General features: G+C 38.0%; 20 protein-coding genes and 1 pseudogene. 9 read left to right on the forward strand and 12 right to left on the reverse strand.

Annotated features, from left to right (window positions below):
- Positions 1–59 precede the first annotated feature (59 nt).
- Complete coding sequence (locus ABLB98_RS04010; protein ID WP_369028918.1) at positions 60–761, forward strand: IS1-like element ISPa14 family transposase; 702 nt, start codon at positions 60–62, stop codon at positions 759–761.
- A 26-nt stretch (positions 762–787) separates the two neighbouring features.
- On the opposite strand, the pseudogene ABLB98_RS04015 reads toward ABLB98_RS04010, so the two are convergent.
- Both ABLB98_RS04015 and ABLB98_RS04020 read right to left on the reverse strand, forming a co-directional pair.
- Positions 788–1,387 (reverse strand): annotated as a pseudogene (locus ABLB98_RS04015) (sulfatase-like hydrolase/transferase); the annotation flags it as partial.
- A 132-nt stretch (positions 1,388–1,519) separates the two neighbouring features.
- A complete protein-coding gene (locus ABLB98_RS04020) occupies positions 1,520–2,137 on the reverse strand; it encodes a rhomboid family intramembrane serine protease (protein ID WP_348883605.1) in 618 nt (205 codons plus the stop codon).
- Positions 2,138–2,290: 153 nt separating this feature from the next.
- Between ABLB98_RS04020 and nfuA the strand changes: the two genes are divergently transcribed.
- On the forward strand, positions 2,291–2,929 hold the full coding sequence (nfuA, locus tag ABLB98_RS04025; RefSeq protein ID WP_348883607.1) for a Fe-S biogenesis protein NfuA: 639 nt from the start codon (positions 2,291–2,293) through the stop codon (positions 2,927–2,929).
- 227 nt (positions 2,930–3,156) lie between these two features.
- Positions 3,157–5,424, forward strand: coding sequence for a TonB-dependent siderophore receptor (locus ABLB98_RS04030; RefSeq protein ID WP_348883608.1), 2,268 nt, complete (start codon positions 3,157–3,159; stop codon positions 5,422–5,424).
- A 25-nt stretch (positions 5,425–5,449) separates the two neighbouring features.
- On the opposite strand, the gene ABLB98_RS04035 is transcribed toward ABLB98_RS04030, so the two are convergent.
- Both ABLB98_RS04035 and ABLB98_RS04040 read right to left on the reverse strand, forming a co-directional pair.
- A complete protein-coding gene (locus ABLB98_RS04035; protein ID WP_348883609.1) occupies positions 5,450–6,460 on the reverse strand; it encodes a hypothetical protein in 1,011 nt (336 codons plus the stop codon).
- 23 nt (positions 6,461–6,483) lie between these two features.
- Positions 6,484–7,497 (reverse strand): alpha/beta fold hydrolase, encoded by a 1,014-nt coding sequence (locus tag ABLB98_RS04040; protein ID WP_005158052.1) that lies wholly within the window; start codon positions 7,495–7,497, stop codon positions 6,484–6,486.
- Between the two features lie 236 nt (positions 7,498–7,733).
- Between ABLB98_RS04040 and ABLB98_RS04045 the strand changes: the two genes are divergently transcribed.
- Positions 7,734–8,348 carry a carbonic anhydrase gene (locus tag ABLB98_RS04045; RefSeq protein ID WP_087536996.1) on the forward strand — a complete coding sequence of 205 codons (615 nt, stop codon included), beginning with the start codon at positions 7,734–7,736 and terminating at the stop codon, positions 8,346–8,348.
- A 28-nt stretch (positions 8,349–8,376) separates the two neighbouring features.
- On the opposite strand, the gene ABLB98_RS04050 is transcribed toward ABLB98_RS04045, so the two are convergent.
- Positions 8,377–9,006 (reverse strand): arylesterase, encoded by a 630-nt coding sequence (locus ABLB98_RS04050; protein WP_348883611.1) that lies wholly within the window; start codon positions 9,004–9,006, stop codon positions 8,377–8,379.
- A 36-nt stretch (positions 9,007–9,042) separates the two neighbouring features.
- Between ABLB98_RS04050 and ABLB98_RS04055 the strand changes: the two genes are divergently transcribed.
- Positions 9,043–9,747, forward strand: coding sequence for an ABC transporter ATP-binding protein (locus tag ABLB98_RS04055; protein WP_087537016.1), 705 nt, complete (start codon positions 9,043–9,045; stop codon positions 9,745–9,747).
- Positions 9,744–12,221 carry an FtsX-like permease family protein gene (locus ABLB98_RS04060; RefSeq protein WP_348883612.1) on the forward strand — a complete coding sequence of 826 codons (2,478 nt, stop codon included), beginning with the start codon at positions 9,744–9,746 and terminating at the stop codon, positions 12,219–12,221. The genes ABLB98_RS04055 and ABLB98_RS04060 overlap by 4 nt, the downstream gene beginning before the upstream one ends.
- On the opposite strand, the gene ABLB98_RS04065 is transcribed toward ABLB98_RS04060, so the two are convergent.
- A complete protein-coding gene (locus tag ABLB98_RS04065; protein ID WP_348883613.1) occupies positions 12,218–13,024 on the reverse strand; it encodes a rhomboid family intramembrane serine protease in 807 nt (268 codons plus the stop codon). The genes ABLB98_RS04060 and ABLB98_RS04065 overlap by 4 nt on opposite strands.
- Positions 13,025–13,096: 72 nt before the next feature.
- On the opposite strand from ABLB98_RS04065, the gene mtgA reads away from it, so the two are divergent.
- On the forward strand, positions 13,097–13,771 hold the full coding sequence (gene mtgA / locus ABLB98_RS04070) for a monofunctional biosynthetic peptidoglycan transglycosylase (protein ID WP_004663315.1): 675 nt from the start codon (positions 13,097–13,099) through the stop codon (positions 13,769–13,771).
- Positions 13,772–13,883: 112 nt separating this feature from the next.
- Entirely contained in the window at positions 13,884–15,962 is a 2,079-nt protein-coding gene (gene ppk1, locus ABLB98_RS04075; protein ID WP_348883614.1) for a polyphosphate kinase 1, read from the forward strand.
- A 43-nt stretch (positions 15,963–16,005) separates the two neighbouring features.
- Here ppk1 and ABLB98_RS04080 read toward each other — a convergent pair whose 3' ends face one another.
- Together ABLB98_RS04080 and ABLB98_RS04085 are read right to left on the reverse strand one after the other, a co-directional pair.
- Complete coding sequence (locus tag ABLB98_RS04080) at positions 16,006–17,049, reverse strand: nitronate monooxygenase (RefSeq protein ID WP_348883615.1); 1,044 nt, start codon at positions 17,047–17,049, stop codon at positions 16,006–16,008.
- Between the two features lie 103 nt (positions 17,050–17,152).
- A protein-coding gene (locus tag ABLB98_RS04085; RefSeq protein ID WP_369028925.1) for an IS5 family transposase occupies positions 17,153–17,904 on the reverse strand; the annotation gives its coding sequence in 2 pieces (ribosomal slippage) (positions 17,153–17,568 and positions 17,568–17,904; 753 coding nt in all).
- Between the two features lie 129 nt (positions 17,905–18,033).
- On the opposite strand from ABLB98_RS04085, the gene ABLB98_RS04090 reads away from it, so the two are divergent.
- A complete protein-coding gene (locus tag ABLB98_RS04090) occupies positions 18,034–18,780 on the forward strand; it encodes an IS5-like element ISAba31 family transposase (RefSeq protein ID WP_004645384.1) in 747 nt (248 codons plus the stop codon).
- Between the two features lie 64 nt (positions 18,781–18,844).
- Here the strand turns inward: ABLB98_RS04090 and ABLB98_RS04095 are convergent, their stop codons facing one another.
- The 4 genes from ABLB98_RS04095 to ABLB98_RS04110 form a co-directional block, all read right to left on the reverse strand.
- A complete protein-coding gene (locus tag ABLB98_RS04095; RefSeq protein WP_208727938.1) occupies positions 18,845–19,546 on the reverse strand; it encodes a VIT family protein in 702 nt (233 codons plus the stop codon).
- 546 nt (positions 19,547–20,092) lie between these two features.
- The gene (locus ABLB98_RS04100; protein WP_348882926.1) at positions 20,093–21,535 is read right to left on the reverse strand and encodes a deoxyribodipyrimidine photo-lyase; all 1,443 of its coding nucleotides are present in this window, start codon (positions 21,533–21,535) and stop codon (positions 20,093–20,095) included.
- A 119-nt stretch (positions 21,536–21,654) separates the two neighbouring features.
- The gene (locus ABLB98_RS04105) at positions 21,655–22,137 is read right to left on the reverse strand and encodes a peptidylprolyl isomerase (protein WP_004663295.1); all 483 of its coding nucleotides are present in this window, start codon (positions 22,135–22,137) and stop codon (positions 21,655–21,657) included.
- A gap of 122 nt (positions 22,138–22,259) precedes the next feature.
- Entirely contained in the window at positions 22,260–23,546 is a 1,287-nt protein-coding gene (locus tag ABLB98_RS04110; RefSeq protein ID WP_348882925.1) for an NAD(P)/FAD-dependent oxidoreductase, read from the reverse strand.
- Between the last annotated feature and the right edge of the window lie 50 nt (positions 23,547–23,596).

Below are 23,596 nucleotides of genomic sequence, written 5' to 3' on the forward strand. Positions count from 1 at the left end.
GGTGGTGTTTCAAAAAGTATGCTGAAACAAAGCAGGTTGAATTTTGATAAAATAGAGAAATGCGAATAACTCTAGAAATCAAATGTCCAACCTGCCTCAGTGACAGTATAAAGAAAAATGGCATCAAAGTAGATGGGAAACAAAACTATCAGTGCAAAGACTGTAAACGTCAGTTTATTGGTGACCATGCTCTGAGCTATCTAGGATGTAATTCAGGCATTACTCGAAAAATATTACAGTTGATGGTCAGAGGTAGTGGTATACGAGATATCGCTGAAGTTGAGCGAATCAGTATCGGTAAAGTTTTACGTACTTTAACCGAATCGACCTACCAAATTCAGCCTAAACAAAGTCATTATGAGTCTCTTGAAGTTGATGAGTTTTGGACTTTTGTGGGAAATAAAAATAATAAACAATGGCTTATTTACGTCTACCATCGAGAAACAGGTGAGATTGTTGCTTATGTTTGGGGTAAAAGAGACTTAGCTACAGTTCAACGATTGAAAACAAAGCTTAAACAATTAGGTATTCACTACACCCGAATTGCAAGTGATCATTGGGACAGTTTCATAACTGCTTTTAAAAACTGCAAGCAAAGTATTGGTAAATTTTTTACTGTAGGTATTGAAGGTAATAATTGCAAAATAAGGCATCGAATTAGGCGTGGTTTTAGAAGGAGTTGTAATTTTTCAAAAAAGATTGAAAACCATTTTAAAGCTTTCGACTTAACCTTTTTTTACATCAATAATGGCTTCATTTAATGTCAGCATACTTTTTGAAACACCACCGAAATCGGAACTTGTTTGCCGTCTTCCGTATACGTCGCATTACGCTTATAGGCACTCGGTGCTTGTTTAAAATGTAGGTCTAAGCCTTGCAATAACGTAAATGAGTGATCGAATCCTTTAGCATGTGCGTTGGTTGCATCGGTCAAGCCTAAGTGCCATTTACCGCTGATATAAGTTCGATAGCCATTGTCTTTCAATACTTCTGCAATAGAGAGTGAACGTTCATTTAAATAGCCCTCATAACCAGGTTGACCTTTTAGATGCTCAGGTGTGAGTTCAGCCATTGCACCAATCCCCGCTAGATGATGGTCAGTTCCCGAAATCAATTGTGAGCGTGTCGGTGAGCAGGTCGGGGCAGTATGATAGTCCGTTAAAATACGACCTGCTCGGGTTAGTTCATCAATATTGGGTGTATGAATTTCCCCACCAAAAGCGCCTAAGTCTGAATAGCCTAAGTCATCAGCCATAATGAATAAAATGTTGGGTTGCTTCTTGGTTTCAACCACAGTATTTGAATGATCAGAATCATTGCTGCAAGCTGAAATTGACAAGCTAAATAATGCAATAGAAAGTGTGCTAAAGAGACGATTATGAGACATTAGGATCGACTTAATTTTATAGAAGAATTATGACGAGTTTAGAGCGATGATTTTTATGATAAAAATAATTAAAATTTGATTGTTAATCTTAAAAAAAGAAAAGCCCCAAAAAAGGGGCGTGTATGATAAAAATTAAAATGGTATTTGAGTGAGTTGATTTAAAAAGTGCGGCAGCACTTTAGGTTCTAATAAAATTGTCATGACCACACCATACGCTGCTCCCCATAAGTGAGCACTATGGTTGATATTTGTGTTGCCTCTTTTGCCAGACCAAATACTGTAAGCGACATATAAAATGGCAAAAATAATGGCAGGCACAGGAATAAAAAAGACAAAAATCAGGTTCCAGGGTTGAAATAAAATATAGGCAAACAAGACCGCTGAAACTGCGCCAGAAGCTCCTAAACTTGCCCAGTGCACATCATGACGGTGCTTTAGGTAGCTGGGTAAGATCGCAACAATCAGTCCACCCAGATAAAACAATACGAAACCCATGTCATAAAAGAATTGGCGATAAAAGCTTTCGATAATATTGCCAAAGAAAAACAGCGTGATCATATTAAACAGTAAATGAGCGCCATCGGCATGGATAAAACCATGAGTGATGAAACGATCATATTGTCCACGTTGCATGGCAGGCGGCCAAAAAATCAGGCGGTTCATGACGGCCTGATTGGAAAATGCCAATAGGGAAATTGCAATGGTAATAATGATGAGTGTCACAGTGTGACTAAAGGGTAGATGTAACATAAAAATTTTAGATTGATCAGTGTCTAGGCAATAATGCCATTAAAAAGTGAATAAACAATCATCTGGCATATAATTCCTACAAAAATGGTTGATTTTTTTTAAATCCCCTCCATCTTCGGTTAATATAACGACATCAGCTTGAGGATTATTGTTATGTCGACTGAGAACACCAACACTGCTGTCGCAGAAGAAATTCCAAACCTTTTGATTACTCCCTCTGCACAAGAGTATTTAAGTGATTTATTAACAAAGCAAAATACTCCAGGAATTGGCGTTCGGGTTTTTGTAGAACATCCAGGTACACCGCGTGCAGAATGTTGTATGGCATATAGCGCACCTGATGAAGTAGTACCAACAGACTACAAACAGGAATATCCTGATTTTCCTGCTTATGTTGATGCACCATCCATTCCATATTTATTAGATGCTGTCATTGACTACAACAAAGACCGTTTTGGTGGTCAATTAACTTTCCGTGCACCAAATTCGAAAGTGCCGCGTGTTGGCCCAGATGCGTCAATTGAAGAACGAATTACCTACATTTTACAATCTGAGATCAATCCAGGTTTAGAGGGTCATGGCGGTAATTGTAGTTTAGTCGAAGTGAAAGATGATCCAGAGCATGGTCTTACTGCTGTATTGAAATTTGGTGGTGGTTGCCAAGGTTGCTCAGCAATTGATGTTACCCTTAAACAAGGTGTTGAAACGACTTTACAACAGCATGTCCCAGAATTAAAGCGTGTGGTTGACCAAACTGATCACTCTCAGTCAGAAGGTGCGTACTTCAAGTAATAAAACTTGAAATTTACTGCATTATAAAAGCCCTGAATAGGGCTTTTTTCATTATTCATTTAATCAAATTTTATTTCATCATTATGTTCAGGAATGTTTTAGTCAAATAAAATAATGAAAATATAAATAATAATTATTATCATTTATATTGAGTTTTATTGTTTCTTTGTTAGAATCTAGCGTACTTTTTTAGCAAATCTTATGATTTATCTTAATGAGGTGGGAATATGTCTAATAAAATAGCACGCCATACATTACTCGCGACTTCAATTCTGAGTGGCATGATGACGTTTGCATATGCAGCAGAAACTACAGTTAATCAAAGTGGATTGGTTGAAAAATCAAATGAAAACGATGTTGTTAAACTGGATACAATTGTTCTAACAGCAGAGGAACAAATTAAACAATCTCTCGGAGTTTCTAAGATCACTGCCGAAGATTTAGAAAAAATTCCAGTACGTAATGATATTTCTGAATACGTTCGTCGTATGCCAGGCGTTAACTTAACAGGGAATAGTGCAACAGGTCAGCGTGGAAATAATCGTCAACTTGATATTCGTGGTATGGGGCCTGAGAATACACTCATTTTGATTGATGGAAAGCCTGTGTCCTCACGTAACTCTGTACGCTATGGTTGGAAAGGAGAGCGTGACACACGGGGAGATTCAAATTGGGTGCCAGTAGAAGCAATCGAGTCTATTGAGGTTTTACGAGGTCCAGCAGCAGCTCGTTATGGTTCTGGAGCGGCGGGTGGTGTAGTCAATATTATTACTAAGAAAGTAACGAATGAGACACATGGTTCTGTTGAGCTATATACCAATCAACCTGAAGATTCCAAAGAAGGCGATTCTACTCGAGCAAGTTTCAATCTTAGTGGTCCAATCATTAAAGACATTTTATCTTATCGTTTATATGGTAATTACAATAAAACTGATGCAGATGCAGTAGATATTAATAAATCAATTGGCAGTCAGGCTGCTGGTCGAGAAGGGGTTAAAAATAAAGATATTGCTGGGCGCTTAGCTTGGCAAGCAACTGATGAACAAACAGTATTGTTTGATATTTCTTCTGGTCGCCAAGGTAATATTTATTCTGGAGACTCTCAATTAAATTCAAATGCAGAAACCGACCCAATTCTTTCTCAACTTATTGGGAAAGAAACCAATACCATGTATCGAGATAGCTTGGCGCTAACTCATGAGGGAGATTGGGATTGGGGCAAAAGTAAATTGGTTGCGCAGTACGATAAAACACGTAATAAAAGACTTCCAGAAGGTTTAGCAGGAAGTGTTGAAGGAAAAATTAATAATTTAAATGATCGTGTTACATCTAAACTAGACACGTTAAGATTAAATGGCGAGCTAAATATTCCACTTGAATATTATCTGCCACAAGCATTGACCTTGGGTGTTGACTGGGTGGAAGACAAATTCACTGATCAGACCTCTACAACACAAGGTAAGGATCAAAGTGGTGCTGGCTATGGCGATCAGCTTGCTAAAGGTGATCGTAGTAAAATGGAATCACGAATTGCATCGGCATATATTGAAGATAATTTCAAAGTTACAGATATGACCGATGTTGTGGTCGGTTTACGTTTTGATGATCATAGTAAATCAGGCTCAAACTGGAGTCCAAGTTTAAACATAACGCAAAAATTAAATGATCATTTTACTTTGAAAGGGGGGATTGCCAAAGCCTATAAAGCCCCGAATATGTACCAAAATGCTGAAGGTTATTTATTGAGTACCAATGGTAATGGTTGTCCTGCAAATATTGCTTTGCGCTGTTTATTACAAGGTAATGGCGATTTAAAACCAGAAACTTCAATCAACAAAGAAATTGGGATTCAATTCCAAAAAGATGTTGTGAATGCCAGCTTAGCTTGGTTCCGTAATGATTATAAAAATAAGATTGTTGCTGGAACAGACATTGTTGGGACTGTGAATGGTTCAAGTACAAATGCAAACGGAGGGGTTACGCAAACGACTTGGAATATTCTTCGTTGGGATAATACACCAGAGGCATTGATTCAAGGGTTTGAAGGGAGTTTAGGACTAGATTATGGCAATATCCGCTGGACCAACAATTTCACTTATATGATGGACTCTAAGGATAAGAAAACAGGAAATCCTTTGTCACTTGTTCCAAAGTATACGATTAACTCAATTTTCGATTATGACATCACGGATCAATTGGATATGAATTTTGTTTACACTCAATATGGTCGTCAAAAATCACGTCAATTCGCAGAAAATAGGATTGAAGCAGGTGTGGGTTCAGGTGGTACAAGTAGTGCGATTAAGCCAAGTGATGTAAAAAGTTATAGCTTAGTCGGTTTAAATATGGGCTATAAATTTAACAGCCAATTCAGCACTCGTCTTGGTGTAAGTAATTTATTTGATAAACAAATTTTAAGAGATAGTAATTCAATCAGTCAAACATACAACGAACCAGGTCGGGCTTATTATGCAAGTTTAAAATATTCATTCTAAGCAAACGACGATAAAACAAGGCACTTTAAGTGCCTTGTTTTTTTAGTATTTCATGGACTTGTTCTGAGTAATAAAATTTTTCTAGATGTGCGCGTGCTCGTTGTCTTAAATACCCAGTTTGAATCACTTGCTGTAGCACGGGTGTAAGTAAATTATTCAATTCATTCTGAATTAAATCTTCATCAATATTTAGATCACGCAGTAACAAATCGAAAGTTCTCTCTTGGTTTCTTGCGTACCATGCATAGACCCCATCATGAATCTGCTGTTTCAAGTAAGGCGTTTGGCGAATATGATCCCAAATTTCATGACCTAATCCCACAGTTTGAGGTAGGTCTTGGACTTCAAAATAATTTCGCAATACTGAAATCGGCATCAGTTTGATTTTATGCCAAAGATTTGCTTGGAAGTGATAGAGCTTGTCATCATTAAAATGTTGATTCAAAACTTTTTCGCTCATTTGGCTAATTTTTAAAATATTCTTTTGCAAATAATGACCAATCGTTTCATTCAGGTTGGAATCCGTAACGGTTTCTAAAACGGATTTTCCCATTTTCATGAAATGTCCTACGCCAGGAACGCGTTTAGACATGACCGAATTATCTAAGTAATCTTGGATGGAGTGTTGTATAAGCTGCGTAATCAAGGCTGAAAAGGCTGGATTATTGACGATAGTTTGAATTAAACGTTGCCGATGTTCAGCTTTTCCTGCGACGTATTGTGCAATTGAGTCGACGGTTAATACAGGAATAACCTCTTCAATTCTGGTGCTATCGTTCAGCGGATGAATCAATGCAAAACGAATATGCTCAGCAATTTGCTCAATGAGAAATGGACTGGCGGGCGTTGTTAGAATTTGCTTTTCGATCAGTTTAAAAATCTGTTCAAATGACCAAATATGTTGTAGCTGTTGCAACCGTAACCAATGATAGAATTGCTTAAACTCATATTGAATGGTTTCTGATTGTGAAAACTCTTGATCTAAAAAATCAAGTTGTGCATCAATTAGCTGTTCTATCATTGGATGTTTAGACATAAAACCTCAAATTCTTACTAAACTTATGGAGATGGTGCAGTTGCAGGCTTTTGTGTCTGGATTTTGCTCAAGAAAGGTAGATATTGTTGAACCACCAATTGATCTGCTTCCAAAATTGGCATATGTCCCACATTATCTAAAATCACAGGTGCTTGCGCATTTTTCAATAATGATTTTAACTCAGGTGCCACTTCGACATTAATAATTTTATCTTGCTTGCCCCATAAAATCAGGGTGGGCGCATCAATTGATTTTGCAAGCAGAGCAAAAGAATCAGGAGTAAACAGTTTATTGAGTGCGATCAATTGATCCACTATTTTTTGAGTTTGCTCAACTTGACCAATCATCATTTTTTCCTGTGCTTGAGCAATTTCTTTTGGAATAAATGGCGGAGCATACATCGCCTGTTGCATCAAGAAATTAAAGTCACCTTTTTTACTGACGATCATGTTTTTCAAATGTTTCGGATCTTTTAGGTAAGGCGTTGTTGCTGCTTTGTACACACCAGCAGCATCGACCAAGAATAGGCTTTTCGTTTCAAAAGGATATTGACCTGCGTATAGCATTGCAATCGATCCACCAAGTGAGTGACCTGCAATATGTGCTGGACCTGTCAAATTTGCGGCTTCGATAAAACGACGTAATTTTTCAGTCACATTCGGAACTGAATAATCAAAGTCTTTAGGAACTTGCGTTTCACCACTCGCTGGTAAGTCAGGGATAATAACATGGTAATTTGCGGTTAATGCATGTGCGACACGATTCCAGTTATCACGACTACCTGCTAAACCATGAATTAAAATGACAATAGGTTTTCCGGCTTGACCACCTTCACTATATGACCAGCTAATATCTCCTACTTTTAATGTCTTGGTCTGTAAGCCAGCCCAAGCACGTTCTTGTTGTAATACATTTTGGAAACTCATTTCTATTTCAGCAGCTTGAGTAGAACTTACAGCAATTGTTGCTAAGCTGAATGAGAGCAAAGTGGCAGTGATCGTTTTTCGGAATGGTGTTGAAAACAGTGTTTTGGTCATGATTGTTCTATCCTTGATTTATTTTTAAACCAATTGATTATTGTAGAAGTTTGGAATGCAGTCATTTGCATAATCTACAGATGTATGGAAATTCTTGCCAATAAAATGATTAATTTTCCATTATTTTTCTTGATATCAGGACACTTAATTGTCTGAGAGTTTTTATTTTTGTCAGTGACAATCTAGCATCCCCACATTAAACTAGTTTTTCATGTCAATCATAGATGGATGTAAGCATGCTCACCGCTCAAGAAGCCTTAGAACGTTTAAAATCTGGTAATGCTCGTTTTGTTAAAGGGGAAACGACCCAGCAAAAATTGCTCACTCACCAAGAGCGTGCTGAAATGGCAAGTGAACAAAATCCTTTTGCTATCGTCTTAGGATGTTCTGATTCTCGAGTGCCTGCGGAAATGGTATTTGATCAGGGGTTAGGTGACTTGTTTGTTATCCGAGTTGCTGGAAATATTGTTGCACCCTCTCAGGTTGGTAGCGTTGAATTTGCTGCTGAACGTTATGATTGTGCTGTGGTAGTTGTATTAGGACATAGTCATTGCGGTGCGATTCAAGCAACGATTGATACACTCAAACATCCTGATCAACCGCCGTCATCAAACTTGATGTCAATCGTAAATCGTGTACGCCCATCTGTTGAAATCTTAATGCAAACTGAGTTAAAGGATGATTTGAAAAAATTGTCTGCGCATGCAGTACGTTCAAATGTATTTGCTTCAGTGAATCAGCTACGTCATGGCTCAGCTGTATTAGAGGGTTTGATTGAAAAAGGCAAAATGATTGTTGTTGGCGCAGAATACTCGCTTGAGACAGGTGAAGTCACTTTTTTTGATTTCTAATAATTAGAATCTGAATCATAAAGGGTGCCTATAGGGCACCTTTTATGTATGGATAAGCTAAATTTAATAGAATAGGTTGGGCTTTAGCATTTGGGTGAATTTGATCGTTTTGAATTAAATTTTTATGTCCAGCGATCCCTTCTAAAAAGAAAGGCAATAACTTGACCTTATATTGCTGGCTTACAACTTTATAATTTTTTTCAAAAGCACTGCTATACGCCGTCCCATAATTGGGTGGTATTTTCATGCCAAATAGTAAAACAGAGGCTTTCTGCTTTTGGCTGAGTTGTACCAATTGTGCTAAATTTTTTTGAATCATTTGAGGGGGTTGACCTCGTAAGCCATCATTTCCACCTAACTCAATTACAACAATTTCAGGATGATAAGTTTGTAATAATTTAGGCAATCTTGCCAAAGCACCACTTGTAGTTTCACCACTGACGCTTGCATTGACCACTTTATGCTGTTTCGGATACTGTTGATCTAAACGCTGTTGTAATAGGTTTACCCAGCCTTGTTTGGCATCTATGCCATAACCTGCACTGAGACTGTCACCCAAAATTAAAATAGTCTTTGCTGATGCGAAAGCGGGTAATGAGCAAATCGTGATGATTCCAAATGTTTTGGATAGCGAAAATAAAACTTTAGATATTTGCATTGCACTTTAAATTTGTCCTAAAGGATACGTGACATGATGCCACAGCCGATTATTTCTGCCCAAAAAGTTACACAAAATATCCACATTAATCAGCAAACATTAACCATCTTAAAAAATATCGATTTAGATATTTATCAGGGGGAACAGATTGCGATTACAGGTCGTTCAGGTTCTGGAAAATCCACTCTATTAGGTATTCTAGCAACACTTGATCGACCAAGTATGGGGGAATTGTGGGTCTGTGGACAAGCGGTGCATACTTTAACTGAAGAGCAGCGTGCTCAGGTCCGTTTAGAAAATATTGGTTTCGTGTTTCAATCTTTTCAGCTTTTACCACAACTCAGTGCACTCGAAAATGTGATGTTACCCTTACGTCTTCAGCCTGATTTTAATTTTAGGCAAGCTGAAAATAAGGCATTGCAATGGCTAGAGCGTGTTGGATTAGTTCGCCAAGCACAGCAAACGCCTAAAGTTTTATCGGGTGGTGAGCAACAACGTGTTGCGATTGCTCGAGCCTTAATTGCTGAGCCTAAGATTATTTTTGCAGATGAACCGACAGGTAATCTGGACGGGCAAACCGCAGCAGAAATTGAGCAGCTGTTATTTGATTTAAACAAAGAACTCGGAACAACTTTAATCCTTGTAACGCATGATCAAAATTTGGCAGCCTTGTGTCAACGGCATGTCAAATTGCTTGATGGTCAAATCCAAGAAATTGTAAAAGTGCAGGAGGGTGTATGAGTTCAGTTCTCAAACCACTACTTTTGCAAAGTTTCCGCACAGGAGGGTTATATTTACTGATTATTGCCCTGTCTTTAGCTATAAGTGCCACCACCGCATTAAAATTTAGTAATACTCAAGTTCAAAATGCCGTTTCATTGCAAGCTGCCGAAATGCTGGGTGCAGATTTAGTTTTGTCTGATAATGACCCTATCCAATCAAAGTGGGTACAAAATGCCCAACAACTTCATCTAAAACAGACACCTGTCACTTTGTTTGGATCAATGGCACATACCCAAGACCAATTTGTGATGGTCAATGTCAAAGCTGTCGATGAGCATTTTCCACTGCGTGGTAAATTAGAGATTCAACCGAGAGCGAAATCTATTCAACAAGGTGAAGTTTGGTTAAGTCCAAGAGCAATTGATCTGTTAAAAGTAAAACTGGGGGATCAGGTTGCAATTGCTGATGGAAAATTTAAAGTAACAGGCATTATTGAGCATGACTCTAATCAGGAGTTGGGCTTTTCAGGTTTTTCACCAACCGTGATTATTCATCAAGCAGATATTGCGAAAATAAATGCTATTCAGGTTGGGAGTCGGATTGATTATCGATTATTAATGGCAGGTGAGCCAAAACAAGTTGAAACATTTAAGACCATCTTTAAACAAGAAACCAAGCTTGAAGCTGATCCACATAATCAACAAGCAGAGAATAGTGAACAAAGCACACTGAAACTACGTGATGCGAGTCAGTCCAATACCCGTTTGATGAAACCTATTGAAAATCTGGATACCTTTCTACAGCTTGCCAACCTCTTAACCATTCTACTGTGTGGGATTGCGATTGCTTTAACCAGCCAACGTTATGTGCAACAAAATCAGGATCATATTGCTTTGATGCGTTGTCTCGGTGCGAGTAAACGACAGATATTAGTCGCTTATATGATATTGCTTGCGATTGTCAGTGCCTTATCAATTGTGATTGGAAGCTTAATCGGAATCGCATTGGGATATGGTTTGTTGCAATTGATGTTGCAACTGATTCCACAATTGCAACTCAGCTTTGCCATTGCTGATTTGCTTATGGCATTACCCATCGCAATTTTTACCAGTGTCATGGTGCTGATTGGTTTCATTTTGCCAAGTATTTGGGAATTATTGAATACGCCGCCGATTCGTGTCATTCGTCAGCAAGAGCGTTCACGTAAGTCCTACATGATGATGTTTAGTGTCGGTATTGTGAGTTTGGTCATCTTTAGTTTGGTGCTGAGTGATAATTTAAAATTAAGTTTATTGGTCTTATCTGCCATATTAGTACTTTGTGTGACTCTATTTGCTATGATTTGGTCATTACTGAGAGTAATTAAGCAGTTGAAACATCCCTTATCTGCTTATGTTCGAATCCCACATCAGACGGCTTTGCAAATCACAGCGCTTGCATTAGGTCTCAGCTTAATAACAGTTCTAAGTGTTTTAAGAACGGATTTATTAGAGCGTTGGCAGCAGCAATTGCCTGAAGGTACACCGAATCAGTTTGTCTACGGTCTGCCACCATTTGATATGCCACAGTTCAAACAACAGCTTGAGCAGAATAATTGGCAATCAACACCTCTATATCCCAATATTCGGGGACGCTTGATTGCTAAAAACGGTCAGGCTTTCAGTACTGAACTGATTCAACAAAATAATTCCTTACGCCGTGAACTGAATCTGACTCAAGCGGATCTTTATCCAAAAGATAATCTGATTACTCAAGGGAACCCAAAGTTCACCCAAGTTGGGCAAGTGTCGGTAGAAGAAAAATTGGCTACTGAATTAGGGATTAAAGTGGGGGATCAACTGAGTTTTAGTTTGCCTGAAGGATCATTGGATGCCAAAGTGATTAACCTACGTTCAGTTGAGTGGGAGAGTTTTAGCCCTAATTTTTTCTTTATTTTTTCGCCCAAAACCATGGATGAAAATGCAGGAAGTTATTTAGGCAGTTTTTATGTCCCTACTGCGGATCAGCCAAAAATGGTGCGATTGATTGAACAATTTACCAATACTGTATTTATTGATGTTGGGCGTGTTTTAGATGAAGTGAAACGTTTAATGAATATATTGGTTCAGGTAGTGACAGTACTGGCAATATTGGTTGGTTTGTCAGGTATCTTGGTTTTAATTGCATGTTTGAATGTTTTAATGGATGAGCGCCGTAAAGAAGTTGCGTTATTACGATCTTTTGGTGTCGCAAAAAATAAATTAAAACAGATGCTCAGTTTAGAAATTGGTTTTATTGGCTTGGTGGCAGGAATTGTAGCATGTCTTTTTGCTGAAGTGATTAGTGCGATTGCCAGTTACAAGATGCAAATGGCAATCCAATTTCATCCTGAAATTTGGTTAATTTTACCGCTCAGTATGATGCTGGTATGTATGTTGATTGGTCGATATCGACTCAGTTATTTATGTGATATTCCACCGTTACAAAGTCTGAGAGAGATGAACCAATCTTAAAAGCTTAACTGGTTTTGGCGCAGGATTTCATTCCATAGAGAATTAAGTCCTGTGCTTAACTCATTACAGTAAACATAAAATCCGAGCGTTAATAAACTAGCTAAAACCAGTGCAATGATTTGTAAGAAAACTGGATGTTGAGTTTTATGACTGAAATACCAAGAGCCTGCAAGTAAAGCACCCATGATCATTCCACCGATATGTGCTGCATTATTAATACCTGAAACAGTAAAGCTAAAGGCAAGGTTGATGCCCATAATTAATAATAATGACTTTTTATCTAACCAAAAACGTTGTTGGGGTAAAGGTGGAAATAAAGAAACAGTTGTGAGCGCAGCACCTAAACCCATCACTGCGCCAGATGCACCAGCACTGATATGTGGCAGTAATTGGGGATCAAAATGTTGTAATAATTCATAGCCGTCACGAATACTGAGATAACTGGAAAGAACGCTGCCCATTAAACCCGCGAGAAAATACAGCGCAATATAATAACGACGACCAAAAAGTGGTTCAGCAACACTTCCAAAAATATACAGTGCCCACATATTCAGCATTAAATGGATCAGACCGAAATGGAAAAACATACTGCTAAACAGACGTTCGGGCTGCCCAGAGAAGGTGAGTGGTGTAAAATCTGCTCCCCAAGTAATTGCATCTATAGGGGAAGGGTCGGTAATATTTACACCTGAAAGAATTTGCCAGCCAAATAAACCAACATTGATGGCAATTAATAATGCTGTAAACCACCATATCTGTATTTGCAACTTTTGGGTAATTTGTGGTGGAGTGGTTTCAGTCATATGTTTATGCAAGTTATTACGATATAAAAATAGCTTAGCATGAATTTGTTGCCCAAGGAGTGATGCGCTTTAATGAAAGCCTTTTTAGCACGTGCAGTGATGTTGATTATCGGTATCATTCTTCTCATTCAGCTTTGGATTTTTAGTAGCTTGGTATGGTGGAGAACGCAGCCTGTTGAAACAACGATGTTTATGCGTTGGGATTACCTGACTGACTTTAAGCCAATTCAACAAGACTGGCGTGATTATGATGATATTAGTGATAACTTTAAGCATGCAATTCTAGCTGCTGAAGATGCTAAATTTATTCATCATCATGGTTTCGATTGGGCTGGGATTCAGTTTGCATTAGAGCGTAATAATGAAAAAGGGGAAGTCGTTGCAGGCGGTTCCACGATTTCTCAACAGCTAGCAAAAAACTTATTCCTTTATAATCAGCGTTCATTTATTCGTAAGGGGCAGGAAGCTGTTGCTACATGGATGATGGAACGTATGTGGTCAAAACGTCGAATTTTAGAGGTGTATATGAATTCGGTCGAGTTTGGTCAAAACATCTATGGTGTTGAAGCTGCCGCACAATTTTATTATGGTAAGAGCTCGAAAAGTTTAACGCGTGAACAAGCTGCTTTTTTAGCTGCTTTACTACCAAATCCTAAGTATTATCAAGATCATCGCAATGATCATAAGTTACAGTTTCGTAAGCGTGTGATTTTAAGGTATATGAATAGTACACAAATTCCACAATAATTCAGATAAATTAAAAAAAGCTCAATATTTTTGGGCTTTTTTACCAAATTGACATAATTTTGCAGCATACTTAAACCGTGTTTTGATGAATGATAAAGCGACAAGGTTCAGTATGAATACTGCAGTGACGACAACAACGCCAACAGAATATACTTATAATGATCGATATATAAATCGTGAACTTTCTATTCTCGATTTTCATTTACGCGTACTTGAGCAAGCAGTTGATCCTCTCCACCCATTATTAGAAAGAATGAATTTCCTGCTTATTTTTTCAAGAAATTTAGATGAATTTTTTGAAATTCGTGTTGCAGGAATGATGGAGCAATTAACTTTAGGCAATGAAAGTCGTACACCAGATGGTTTGACCCCTAAGCAAGTGCTCGATCAAATTTCTAAAACAGCACATGCTGCGATTGAACGACAATATCGTATTTTAAATGAACAAATTTTACCAAAATTGCGTGAGGAAGATATTTGCTTCTTACGCCGTGGCGAATTGACCCCAGCACAATCTGCATGGATTAAAAAATACTTCCAAGAACAAGTTGCGCCCGTTTTAACACCGATTAGTCTTGATCCAGCACATCCATTTCCACGTTTAGTCAATAAAAGTTTGAACTTTATTGTCACGCTGGAAGGTAAAGATGCTTTTGGTCGTCAGATTGATCTTGCTGTAGTGCCCGCGCCTCGCTCTTTACCTCGTGTGGTTCGTTTACCCGATGAGCTTACGGATGGTAAAGAACATCATGTGATGTTATCTGCGATTATCCATGAACATGTTTCAGATCTATTCCCAGGTATGACGGCAACAGGTTGTTATCAATTCCGTGTGACGCGTAATGCCGATTTAGCCTTAAATGAAGATGTTGAAGATTTAGCAAAAGCTTTAAAAGGTGAGTTAAGTTCACGTCGTTTTGGACGTGCCGTTCGTTTAGAAGTTACGCATAATTGTCCAAAGCATATTTATGAATATTTGTTGGATGAATTTGATTTAGAAGAAGAACAGCTTTATCGCGTAGACGGTCCTGTAAATTTGGCTCGATTACTTTCTAATTTTAAACGTCCACATTTACGCTATGACTCGCATACGCCAGTGGTTCCAAAAGTATTCAAGAAGACTGAAAGTATTTTTGCTGCGATGCAAAAGCAAGATATTTTATTGCATCATCCATTTGAATCATTTGCGCCTGTAATTCAATTATTGCGTGAAGCAGCACGTGATCCGCAAGTTTTGGCAATTAAACAAACACTTTATCGTAGTGGTGCAGACTCAGAAATTGTTCAAGTTCTTGCCGAAGCGGCACGCAATGGTAAAGAAGTCACTGCTGTGATTGAGTTACGTGCTCGTTTTGATGAAGAATCAAATATTGAAGTTGCAAATGTATTGCAAGAAGCGGGTGCCGTAGTTGTTTATGGGATCGTTGGTTATAAAACACATGCCAAAATGATTTTAGTGGTACGCCGTGAGAATAATAAATTAGTACGTTATGTACATTTGGGTACAGGTAACTACCATGCCACGAATGCACGTATTTACACCGATTATGGTCTAATGACTACAGATAAAGATTTGTGTGAAGATGTACATCGGATTTTCCAAGAGCTTACGGGCATGGGGAAAATGGCAAAACCGAAAAAGTTATTGCATGCACCATTTACATTACATGCTCAACTAATCAACTATATTGATGAAGAAATTTCGAATGCCAAAGAGGGTAAATCGGCGCAGATTATTGTAAAAGTGAATGCGTTAACCGAAGTCCAACTGATCAATAAGTTATATGAAGCATCGCAAGCAGGCGTACAAATTGACTTAATTATTCGTTCAATTTGTTGCTTACGTCCGGGTCTCCCGAACTTGTCAGAGAATATTCGTGTTCGCTCAATTGTGGGAAGATTCTTGGAACATACACGAGTTTATTATTTTAGTAATAATGGTAATCCTCGTATTTATTGTTCAAGTGCAGATTGGATGGATCGTAATTTATTTAATCGTGTAGAAGCATGTTTCCCGATTGAAGATTCTGCACTGAAAAAGCGTATTTATCAATTAGGTTTAATGAATTATTTAAAAGACAATCAGCAAGCTTGGTTATTACAAGGTGATGGTGTCTGGGATCGCGCTAAACCCGCTCAGGGTGAGGAACCACACAACGCGCAACACACATTACTTGATGCGATTAAATAAATCTAAAAAACCGACCTTAAGGTCGGTTTTTTGTAGATATGGATTAGTTGGTTTTAATTTCTAAGACCAACTGATTGACTAAATCGGCAGCTTCTAACTCTCTAATTTGTGCCACATTGCTCCCCGCCCAAAATGCGCCATAACTAAAATCTTGGTGGGTATTTGCAATACTCATTAGTTGTTTAGCTAGATCATAAGTATAAGGATAGGCTGGCGTTTGAGGTCGATTTGGTGAGTCAATCAGTGTGTGCCAAGTCCCCACTAAACCACGTGCTGGACGACCTGATAAGCTTGAACTGATTTGTGTAATAGATTGACTGAATAAAGCTTTTCGATAGGCTGCATTCGCATTCGAACTTTTACATTGCACAAATGCCGTACCCAATTGAACAGCAGCAGCACCTAATTTCAACATCGATTTTGCTTGATCACCATTCATAATACCGCCAGCAGCTACGACAGGTAATTTACAATGTGTTGAGATCAGTTGCACAAGATCACTGGTTTTAATGGCTGCATCAAAAGTTTGATTAAAAATACCTCGGTGTCCTCCAGCTTCAATGCCTTGAGCAATAATAATATCAATACCCGCCGCTTCGATTGCCTGAGCCTCAATGAGATTGGTTGCAGAAACCATGGTGATAATTCCAGCTTGTTTTAAGGCTTCAATTTGATGAGGGTGTGGAATTCCAAAATGAAAACTCACAGCTTTGGGGCGAGTTTCAAGTACAACGTTCAGGAAATCATCATTATCTAAAAAGCTTGGGTAGATACAATCCAATTCAGTCGGAGGTGCTGCTCCGAATTTTTCAAATTCAGGACGAATATAATTAATCCACTGTTGAGCAACTTCTGGATCGAGTTGTTCTGATTGATGGCAGAAAAAATTAACTTGAAAAGGGTGGTCAGTCAGTTCTTGAGTTTTAATAATTTGTTGTTTTGCTGTCTCTGCTGAATTTGCCCCAAGTCCCAAAGAACCTAAAGCACCTTGATTAGAAACTTCAGCAGCAAGCTCTGGTGTTGATACACCAGCCATTGGAGCAAGGAAAATAGGATGTTTTATTTCTAATAATTCTAAAATTGACATGATTTATATACTCTTTAGCTTTTCTATCACCATAACGTAAAAACAAAAAGCCCTGCAAATAATAATCAGTATTTAATTATTGAATACTAGGGTCTGTTGAGAATTACCGAGAGTTAATTAAACTCGCGCACAATTGAATCATGGCTCCAAAACTCGTATCTGTTTTACAACTACGCATCGCTATACGTTTAAATTCTTTTAACTTACAGAAATAGTTTTCAATGAGATGACGCCATTTATACATAATCGTATCAAATGCTCTCATTACTTTTCGATTAGATTTAGGTGGGATCACCACTTTCACTTTACGTTCATTGAGTTCTTGGATGAGCCAATCTGCATCAAATGCTTTATCCGCTAGTAATGCTTGAAAATCAACATCTTCGATTAAAGGTTTGGTTTCTACTAAATCGTGATATTGACCAGGCATTAATCGAAACTTAATGAGGTTGCCTAGACTATCCACTAAGGCAAGAATTTTACAGGTCATTCCACCTCGAGATTTACCTATAGACTGTTTGAAAGTCCCCCTTTTGCACCTTGGCCATGTCGATGAACTTTAACAATCGTTCCATCAATCATGGCGTATTCCAAATCAACATCTTCATTTACAGATGCAAAAATAGCTTCAAATACACCAGCTTTCACCCAATCACGGTATCTTTTAAAGACGGTATTCCATTTACCAAAATGAGCAGGTAGATCACGCCATGGACTGCCTGTACGGGCAATCCATAGAACTGCTTCTAAAAATAATCGATTATCTTTTCCACTACGACCTCGATCGGTCACTTTACCTAGGCAAAAAGGTTCCATTTTTGCCCATTGGGCATCAGTAAGTATGTATCTATCCATAGTACTATTATAAATTAATCAGTTGCCTTTGTTAATTCTCAACAAGCCCTAGGGTGTGTTGACACTTTTAGCTTAAAAAAATAGCGAAGTAGTAAAATCAAATCGCCAAACCCAATTTTACTATTCGCTATGCCTCGTACCATGCTGACAGATCAACACTGGCAAAAGTTGAAAGTTATTCTGCGTAATTTATCCATTCACCACAACTCAAATTTACGCAATTTTATTGAAGCTATTCTCTATAGAATTAGAACAGGCTGTCCGTGGCGAGATATTCCTTGTTGTTTTGGTCATTCAAACTCTATTTTCAAACGTTTTAATCGTTGGTCAAGCAGCGGTAAGTTACTTAGATTATTCAAATTACTAGCCTCATGCCCCGATATGGAGTGGATTTTTATTGATGGCTCTCATGTACGTGCTCATCAACATTCTGCCGGCATAGCGAATCAATCTATTTCTAAAAGTGTAGGAGGAAACTCCTCAAAAATACATTTGATTGTTGATGCACATGGCAATCCTATTGATTTCATGATTACCGATGGAACCACACATGATGTTAAAGTTGCACCTGATTTAATATCAACATTAGATTTAAAAGAGACAAAAGTGGTATGTGCAGATAAAGGCTATGATTCAGAACCACTGCGTGAACAGATCAGGAAAACAGGGACTAAAGCGAATATACCAAAGAAAACAAATAGCCAATCGAACAATGACCATATGGACTGGTATTTATATAAAATCAGGCATTTAGTTGAAAATATGTTTTGTAGACTAAAGCAATTTAGAGGAATAGCTACTCGATATGACAAGCTCAAAAGAAATTATCAAAGTTCTGTTGCTTTAGCCTGTATATTTTTATGGCTACCTTTATAGGGTTAATTATGAACAGTAAATGTCAACAGACCCTAATCTTTTAAAATACCGAGTCACACAGAAATTAAATGCCAGTCACATGGAACAATGAGCCGACCCAACTCGAAAATGCCATGGCTAAAATGCCCCATAAGGTAATACGTAGACTACCTTTTAGCATTGATGTTCGAGCAAAATAACTGGATAACGCTCCCAATAATGCGAGTGAAACGATACCTGTAATTAAAACTGAGCGAGCGACCCATGAACTTGGGCTGAGTAAAATGGCAAGCATAGGAAGTACGGCACCACATGAAAAGGAAGCAGCAGAAGAGAGCGCTGCTTGAATCGGATTCGCAGCAGTATTTTCATGTATGCCAATTTCATCACGGGCATGTGCCCCAAGTGCATCATGTTCTGTGAGTTGTGTGGCAACTTCATGTGCCAATTCAGGTTTTAGACCTCTCGAAATATAAATTTCAGTCAGTTCTTTCAATTCTGCATGCGGATTTTTTTCAAGTTCAGTTGCTTCAAATTTTAAGTCTGATTTTTCAATATCTTCTTGAGATTTTACCGAAATATATTCTCCAGCCGCCATCGAGGTTGCACCTGAGATCAGTCCAGCAATACAGGTGACCAAGAGTGTTTGCGAACTCGCACCACTGGCTGCCATCCCCATAATTAAACTTGTGACAGAAATAATGCCATCATTTGCGCCAAGCACGGCAGCACGCAGCCATCCTGAGCGTTGTATGACATGAAGTTCTTGATGGTATGACAAAGACATAATGGCTCTCTTTTTATATATGTAAACGTAATTATTGGGGTAAATAGATGAATCATTATGAGCAGAATTTTATGACGATTCATCAACTTAACTTACTTATAAAGTAACTTATTTTAACGATAACGTGACGATGATTTAGTTATGATCTGTGAATAGTTTAACATTTTTATAGGTGTGAAATTGATTTTGTATCAGCTATCGAGTTGGTATTTTGAGTTGAGATCCGCTTTATTGCACCAATATTTAAAAATGCGCCTGCAACCAATAATAAAATTAAAAAAAATCCAACTGCTTCTGTAACTCGCAGGTAATCATTCATAAGCAACGATACCCATAAATATTTGAGCTGCGATAGTCCATAAGATGAGTGCTGATGCTGGATTATTTTGCATAGCTATTTTATTTTAACGAATTCTTTTCTGATTAACTTAACACCATATTAATCTGGTTTTTGATTGTTTTATGTTGTTGGTTTGATGAACTGTTTATTTGTGCGTTGTGCGATTAAAAAATGATTACTCAGCAGATTTATAGCCTTGGTGAAGGCTATAAATATGATTTGAAAGCTTCGATCGCGCGTGCTCGGCTAGTTTTAAGATCAACAATTGGTTTCGGATAATTGAGATTTTTTGATACATCTTTTGCATAAGGTTCATGTATGATTTGCGCATCCAAATGCGCAAGTTCTGGTACCCATTTACGAATATAGTCTCCATTGGAATCAAATTTTTGTGATTGACTAATTGGATTAAATACTCGGAAATAAGGGGCAGCATCTGTGCCTGTGGATGCACACCATTGCCATCCACCATTATTTGCCGCTAAGTCACCATCGATTAAATGTTGCATAAACCATTGTTCGCCAATGCGCCAATCAATCAATAGATTTTTAGTTAAAAACATAGCGCAAATCATACGAACTCGATTATGCATCCAACCTGTTGCGAGTAGCTGACGCATACCAGCATCTACAATTGGAATACCTGTTTGCCCTTGTTGCCATTTTTCTAGATTAACTGGATCATCGCGCCAATTGATATTTTGGGTTGCTGCTTTGAAGGGTAAATGTCTAGAGACTTGTGGAAAATCAAACAAAATATGTTGATAAAATTCACGCCATAACAGTTCATCTAGCCACGTTTGTTGACCTTCAGACTGAATAACAAAATCCCCGTGCTGTTGTCGAAACAATGCTTGGATACATTGGCGAATGGAAAGTATGCCAATATTTAAATAAGTAGAAAGCTGGCTTGTACCTGATATTGAAGGTAGATCACGAGATATTTTGTAGTCCGTTAGATTTTGATCGATGAAATGATCCAATAAATTATGTGCGTGTGACTCACCGACATTCCAAAGAGCAGTCATTGGTGGTTTTATTTTCTCTGCATATTCGACTTGTAATTGATGAATATCTGTTTGAGCTAAAGCAGATAAATCCAATTCAATCGGTTGTTGAATATTGGGCATCGGATAGCATTGAGGTAAAGCATGTTGTAAACGTTGGTAGCATGCTTTTTTAAATGCGCCAAAAACTTGGTAGGGCAGGTTCGATTGATTACGGATAGATGCAAAAGGAAACAGAGTTCGATCATGTAAGAGTACGAGTTCTTTTTGATGCTGATTTAAAAGCTTTTGAACATTTGCATCACGTTGAAGTTCATGAACACCGACTTCAATATTGGCATAAATAGTTTGAAAACTAATATGTTCTAATAAGCGAATAAAGAATTGGGGAATATCGTTCCATAAAGGAATGGTTTGAACGATTAATGGGATATTCAGACTATCCAGTTGTTTTTTTAGTTCTTGTAATTGACGCAGATAAAATTCAATTTTAATCGGCGCATCGTCATGGCATTGCCATTGTTCAGGCGATAATACAACGATTGCGACACATGAACCTGTTTGAGTCGCATGCCATAAAGCAGCATGATCATGGATTCTTAAATCTTGACGAAACCAAATCAATTGATAGACATGAGACATAAGCTAACAACCATTACATTTATTAGAAAGAAATTAAATATAATTATGATTTTATCTATGTCTATGTGAAGAAAAAGCAAAGCCGAAGCTTTGCTTTTTTATCTAATTCAAAAAATGAATTAGTGGTGGTGACCACCTGCACCGTGAACATGACCGTGATCTAATTCTTCTTGACTAGCATCACGGATTTCTACGATTTCAACTTCGAAAGTTAAGTCTTGACCAGCAAGAGGGAAGTTTGCATCAACAATAACGTTTTCGCCTTCAACTGCTTTAACAGTTACGATTTGAACGCCATCATCAGTTTGAGCTTGGAATTGCATACCCGCTTGGATATTGTCTACACCTTGGAACATTTGAGCTGGAACTTCTTGTACGAGGTCTGGATTATATTCGCCATAACCTTCAGCAGCTGGAACAGTTACAGTAAATTTTTCGCCTACTGTTTTACCAAGAAGTGCATTTTCTAAACCTGGAATGATGTTGCCCGCGCCGTGCAAATATGCAAGTGGTTCACCTTGAGATTGATCAAGTGTTTCACCCTCAGCGTTTGTTAAAGTGTAGTGGAATGAAACCACGTGGTTATTTGCAATAGCAGTCATGTTGTTTGATCCATTCAATCAATTTAGGTGTACATCATAAAGTGAAAAATAGATTTTGTTGACTATTTTCCACTTTTTGAAACTATTTCGTTATAAATGGGAACGAAATAGAAAATTTCAACTCAATAAAGTTTAATTTTTGGACGTACACGACGTGTCAGAAAATCTTTCATGGTCAGCATTCCTGCTTGGGTATAACCATGAATATTGGCTTGATGTAATCGATACAAAGACACATACATTGTTTTGGCAATAAAACCTTGTACGCTTACATCACCAAGTAATTCTCCAACAGCCTGATTACGGCTTAATGAAACCAAAGAGCCTTTATCACTGAAATTAAACATAGGTTGAGGTGAGCCAGATAAACGAGCGGCCATGGCATCTACCAAGAATGTCGCTTGTTGGCTTGCGACCTGTGCACGTGGTCCTAATGGAGGTTGACGTGCATCAAGCTGACAATTTGCACAATCTCCAAAGGCAAATACATTTGGATCTGAATACGTTTGTAATGTCGCATAGACCATTAAACGATTAATTTTATCGCGTTTAAAATCTGTAAATGATTCTAAAACTTTGGGCGCTTTGACACCTGCCGCCCATACGGTAATGTCTGAATGCAAAACATGACCGTTGCTAAAATAGACATTTGATTTATCGACTTTTTGCACTTGATGTTGCGTCAGAATGTCGATGCCCATTTTTTGTAATTGTTTAGCGCTATGTGCAGCTGTTTTTTCATTGAGCGCAGGCAAGATACGATCTGAGGCTTCGATCAAAGTAATTTTAACTTGCTTTGGATTAATTTTCTTTAACCCATAACGATAAAAATTCTTCGTGGTTTCAATCAGTTCAGCCGCTAATTCAACACCTGTTGCACCCGCACCCACGATACCAATATTCAAGGCACGTTCAGTTGCTTGGTTTTGCGCTTCAATATAAAGATGGAATAAGTCCTGTTGGAAAATATCGGCTTGTTTGCGACTATCTAAGAAATGACAATTTTCACGTACACCTTCAGTTCCGAAGTCATTTGAAACTGAACCAACAGCTAATATCAGTGTGTCGTAGCTAAGACTCTGAATAACAGGAGTATGTTCTTTAGAAAGTTGAGGAGGTGAAATCGTAATTTGTTTTTGATCTTTATTTACGTTGATTAAGGTTCCAAGGATGAACTCAAAATCATGTTTTTCTGCGTGAGCAAAATAATTGGTTTGTTCTTCGTGAGGATTTAGTGAGCCAGCGGCAATTTCGTGTAGGAGAGGCTTCCATATATGCGTGAGATTTTGGTCGATTAGGGTAATTTTGGCTTTCTTTTTCCTGCCAAAACGTTCACCTAATTGTGTTGCAAGCTCTAAACCACCTGCGCCACCACCCACAATCACGATATGATGTAAGGTTTTGCTCATGATTAACCTAATTATTTTTGTGAAAGGATGGTTGGATTATGCCATCCTTT

Origin of the sequence: Acinetobacter yuyunsongii (genome assembly GCF_041021915.1) — a bacterium.
In the GTDB taxonomy this organism is placed as follows: Bacteria; Pseudomonadota; Gammaproteobacteria; order Pseudomonadales; family Moraxellaceae; genus Acinetobacter.

What these genes read in the sequence shown, in the direction of transcription:
- ABLB98_RS04010 (WP_369028918.1), top strand. Translation starts at nt 60, where the DNA reads ATGCGAATAACTCTAGAAATCAAATGTCCAACCTGCCTCAGTGACAGT.
- ABLB98_RS04020 (WP_348883605.1), bottom strand. Translation starts at nt 2,137, where the DNA reads ATGTTACATCTACCCTTTAGTCACACTGTGACACTCATCATTATTACC.
- nfuA (WP_348883607.1), top strand. Translation starts at nt 2,291, where the DNA reads ATGTCGACTGAGAACACCAACACTGCTGTCGCAGAAGAAATTCCAAAC.
- ABLB98_RS04030 (WP_348883608.1), top strand. Translation starts at nt 3,157, where the DNA reads ATGTCTAATAAAATAGCACGCCATACATTACTCGCGACTTCAATTCTG.
- ABLB98_RS04035 (WP_348883609.1), bottom strand. Translation starts at nt 6,460, where the DNA reads ATGTCTAAACATCCAATGATAGAACAGCTAATTGATGCACAACTTGAT.
- ABLB98_RS04040 (WP_005158052.1), bottom strand. Translation starts at nt 7,497, where the DNA reads ATGACCAAAACACTGTTTTCAACACCATTCCGAAAAACGATCACTGCC.
- ABLB98_RS04045 (WP_087536996.1), top strand. Translation starts at nt 7,734, where the DNA reads ATGCTCACCGCTCAAGAAGCCTTAGAACGTTTAAAATCTGGTAATGCT.
- ABLB98_RS04050 (WP_348883611.1), bottom strand. Translation starts at nt 9,006, where the DNA reads ATGCAAATATCTAAAGTTTTATTTTCGCTATCCAAAACATTTGGAATC.
- ABLB98_RS04055 (WP_087537016.1), top strand. Translation starts at nt 9,043, where the DNA reads ATGCCACAGCCGATTATTTCTGCCCAAAAAGTTACACAAAATATCCAC.
- ABLB98_RS04060 (WP_348883612.1), top strand. Translation starts at nt 9,744, where the DNA reads ATGAGTTCAGTTCTCAAACCACTACTTTTGCAAAGTTTCCGCACAGGA.
- ABLB98_RS04065 (WP_348883613.1), bottom strand. Translation starts at nt 13,024, where the DNA reads ATGACTGAAACCACTCCACCACAAATTACCCAAAAGTTGCAAATACAG.
- mtgA (WP_004663315.1), top strand. Translation starts at nt 13,097, where the DNA reads ATGAAAGCCTTTTTAGCACGTGCAGTGATGTTGATTATCGGTATCATT.
- ppk1 (WP_348883614.1), top strand. Translation starts at nt 13,884, where the DNA reads ATGAATACTGCAGTGACGACAACAACGCCAACAGAATATACTTATAAT.
- ABLB98_RS04080 (WP_348883615.1), bottom strand. Translation starts at nt 17,049, where the DNA reads ATGTCAATTTTAGAATTATTAGAAATAAAACATCCTATTTTCCTTGCT.
- ABLB98_RS04090 (WP_004645384.1), top strand. Translation starts at nt 18,034, where the DNA reads ATGCCTCGTACCATGCTGACAGATCAACACTGGCAAAAGTTGAAAGTT.
- ABLB98_RS04095 (WP_208727938.1), bottom strand. Translation starts at nt 19,546, where the DNA reads ATGTCTTTGTCATACCATCAAGAACTTCATGTCATACAACGCTCAGGA.
- ABLB98_RS04100 (WP_348882926.1), bottom strand. Translation starts at nt 21,535, where the DNA reads ATGTCTCATGTCTATCAATTGATTTGGTTTCGTCAAGATTTAAGAATC.
- ABLB98_RS04105 (WP_004663295.1), bottom strand. Translation starts at nt 22,137, where the DNA reads ATGACTGCTATTGCAAATAACCACGTGGTTTCATTCCACTACACTTTA.
- ABLB98_RS04110 (WP_348882925.1), bottom strand. Translation starts at nt 23,546, where the DNA reads ATGAGCAAAACCTTACATCATATCGTGATTGTGGGTGGTGGCGCAGGT.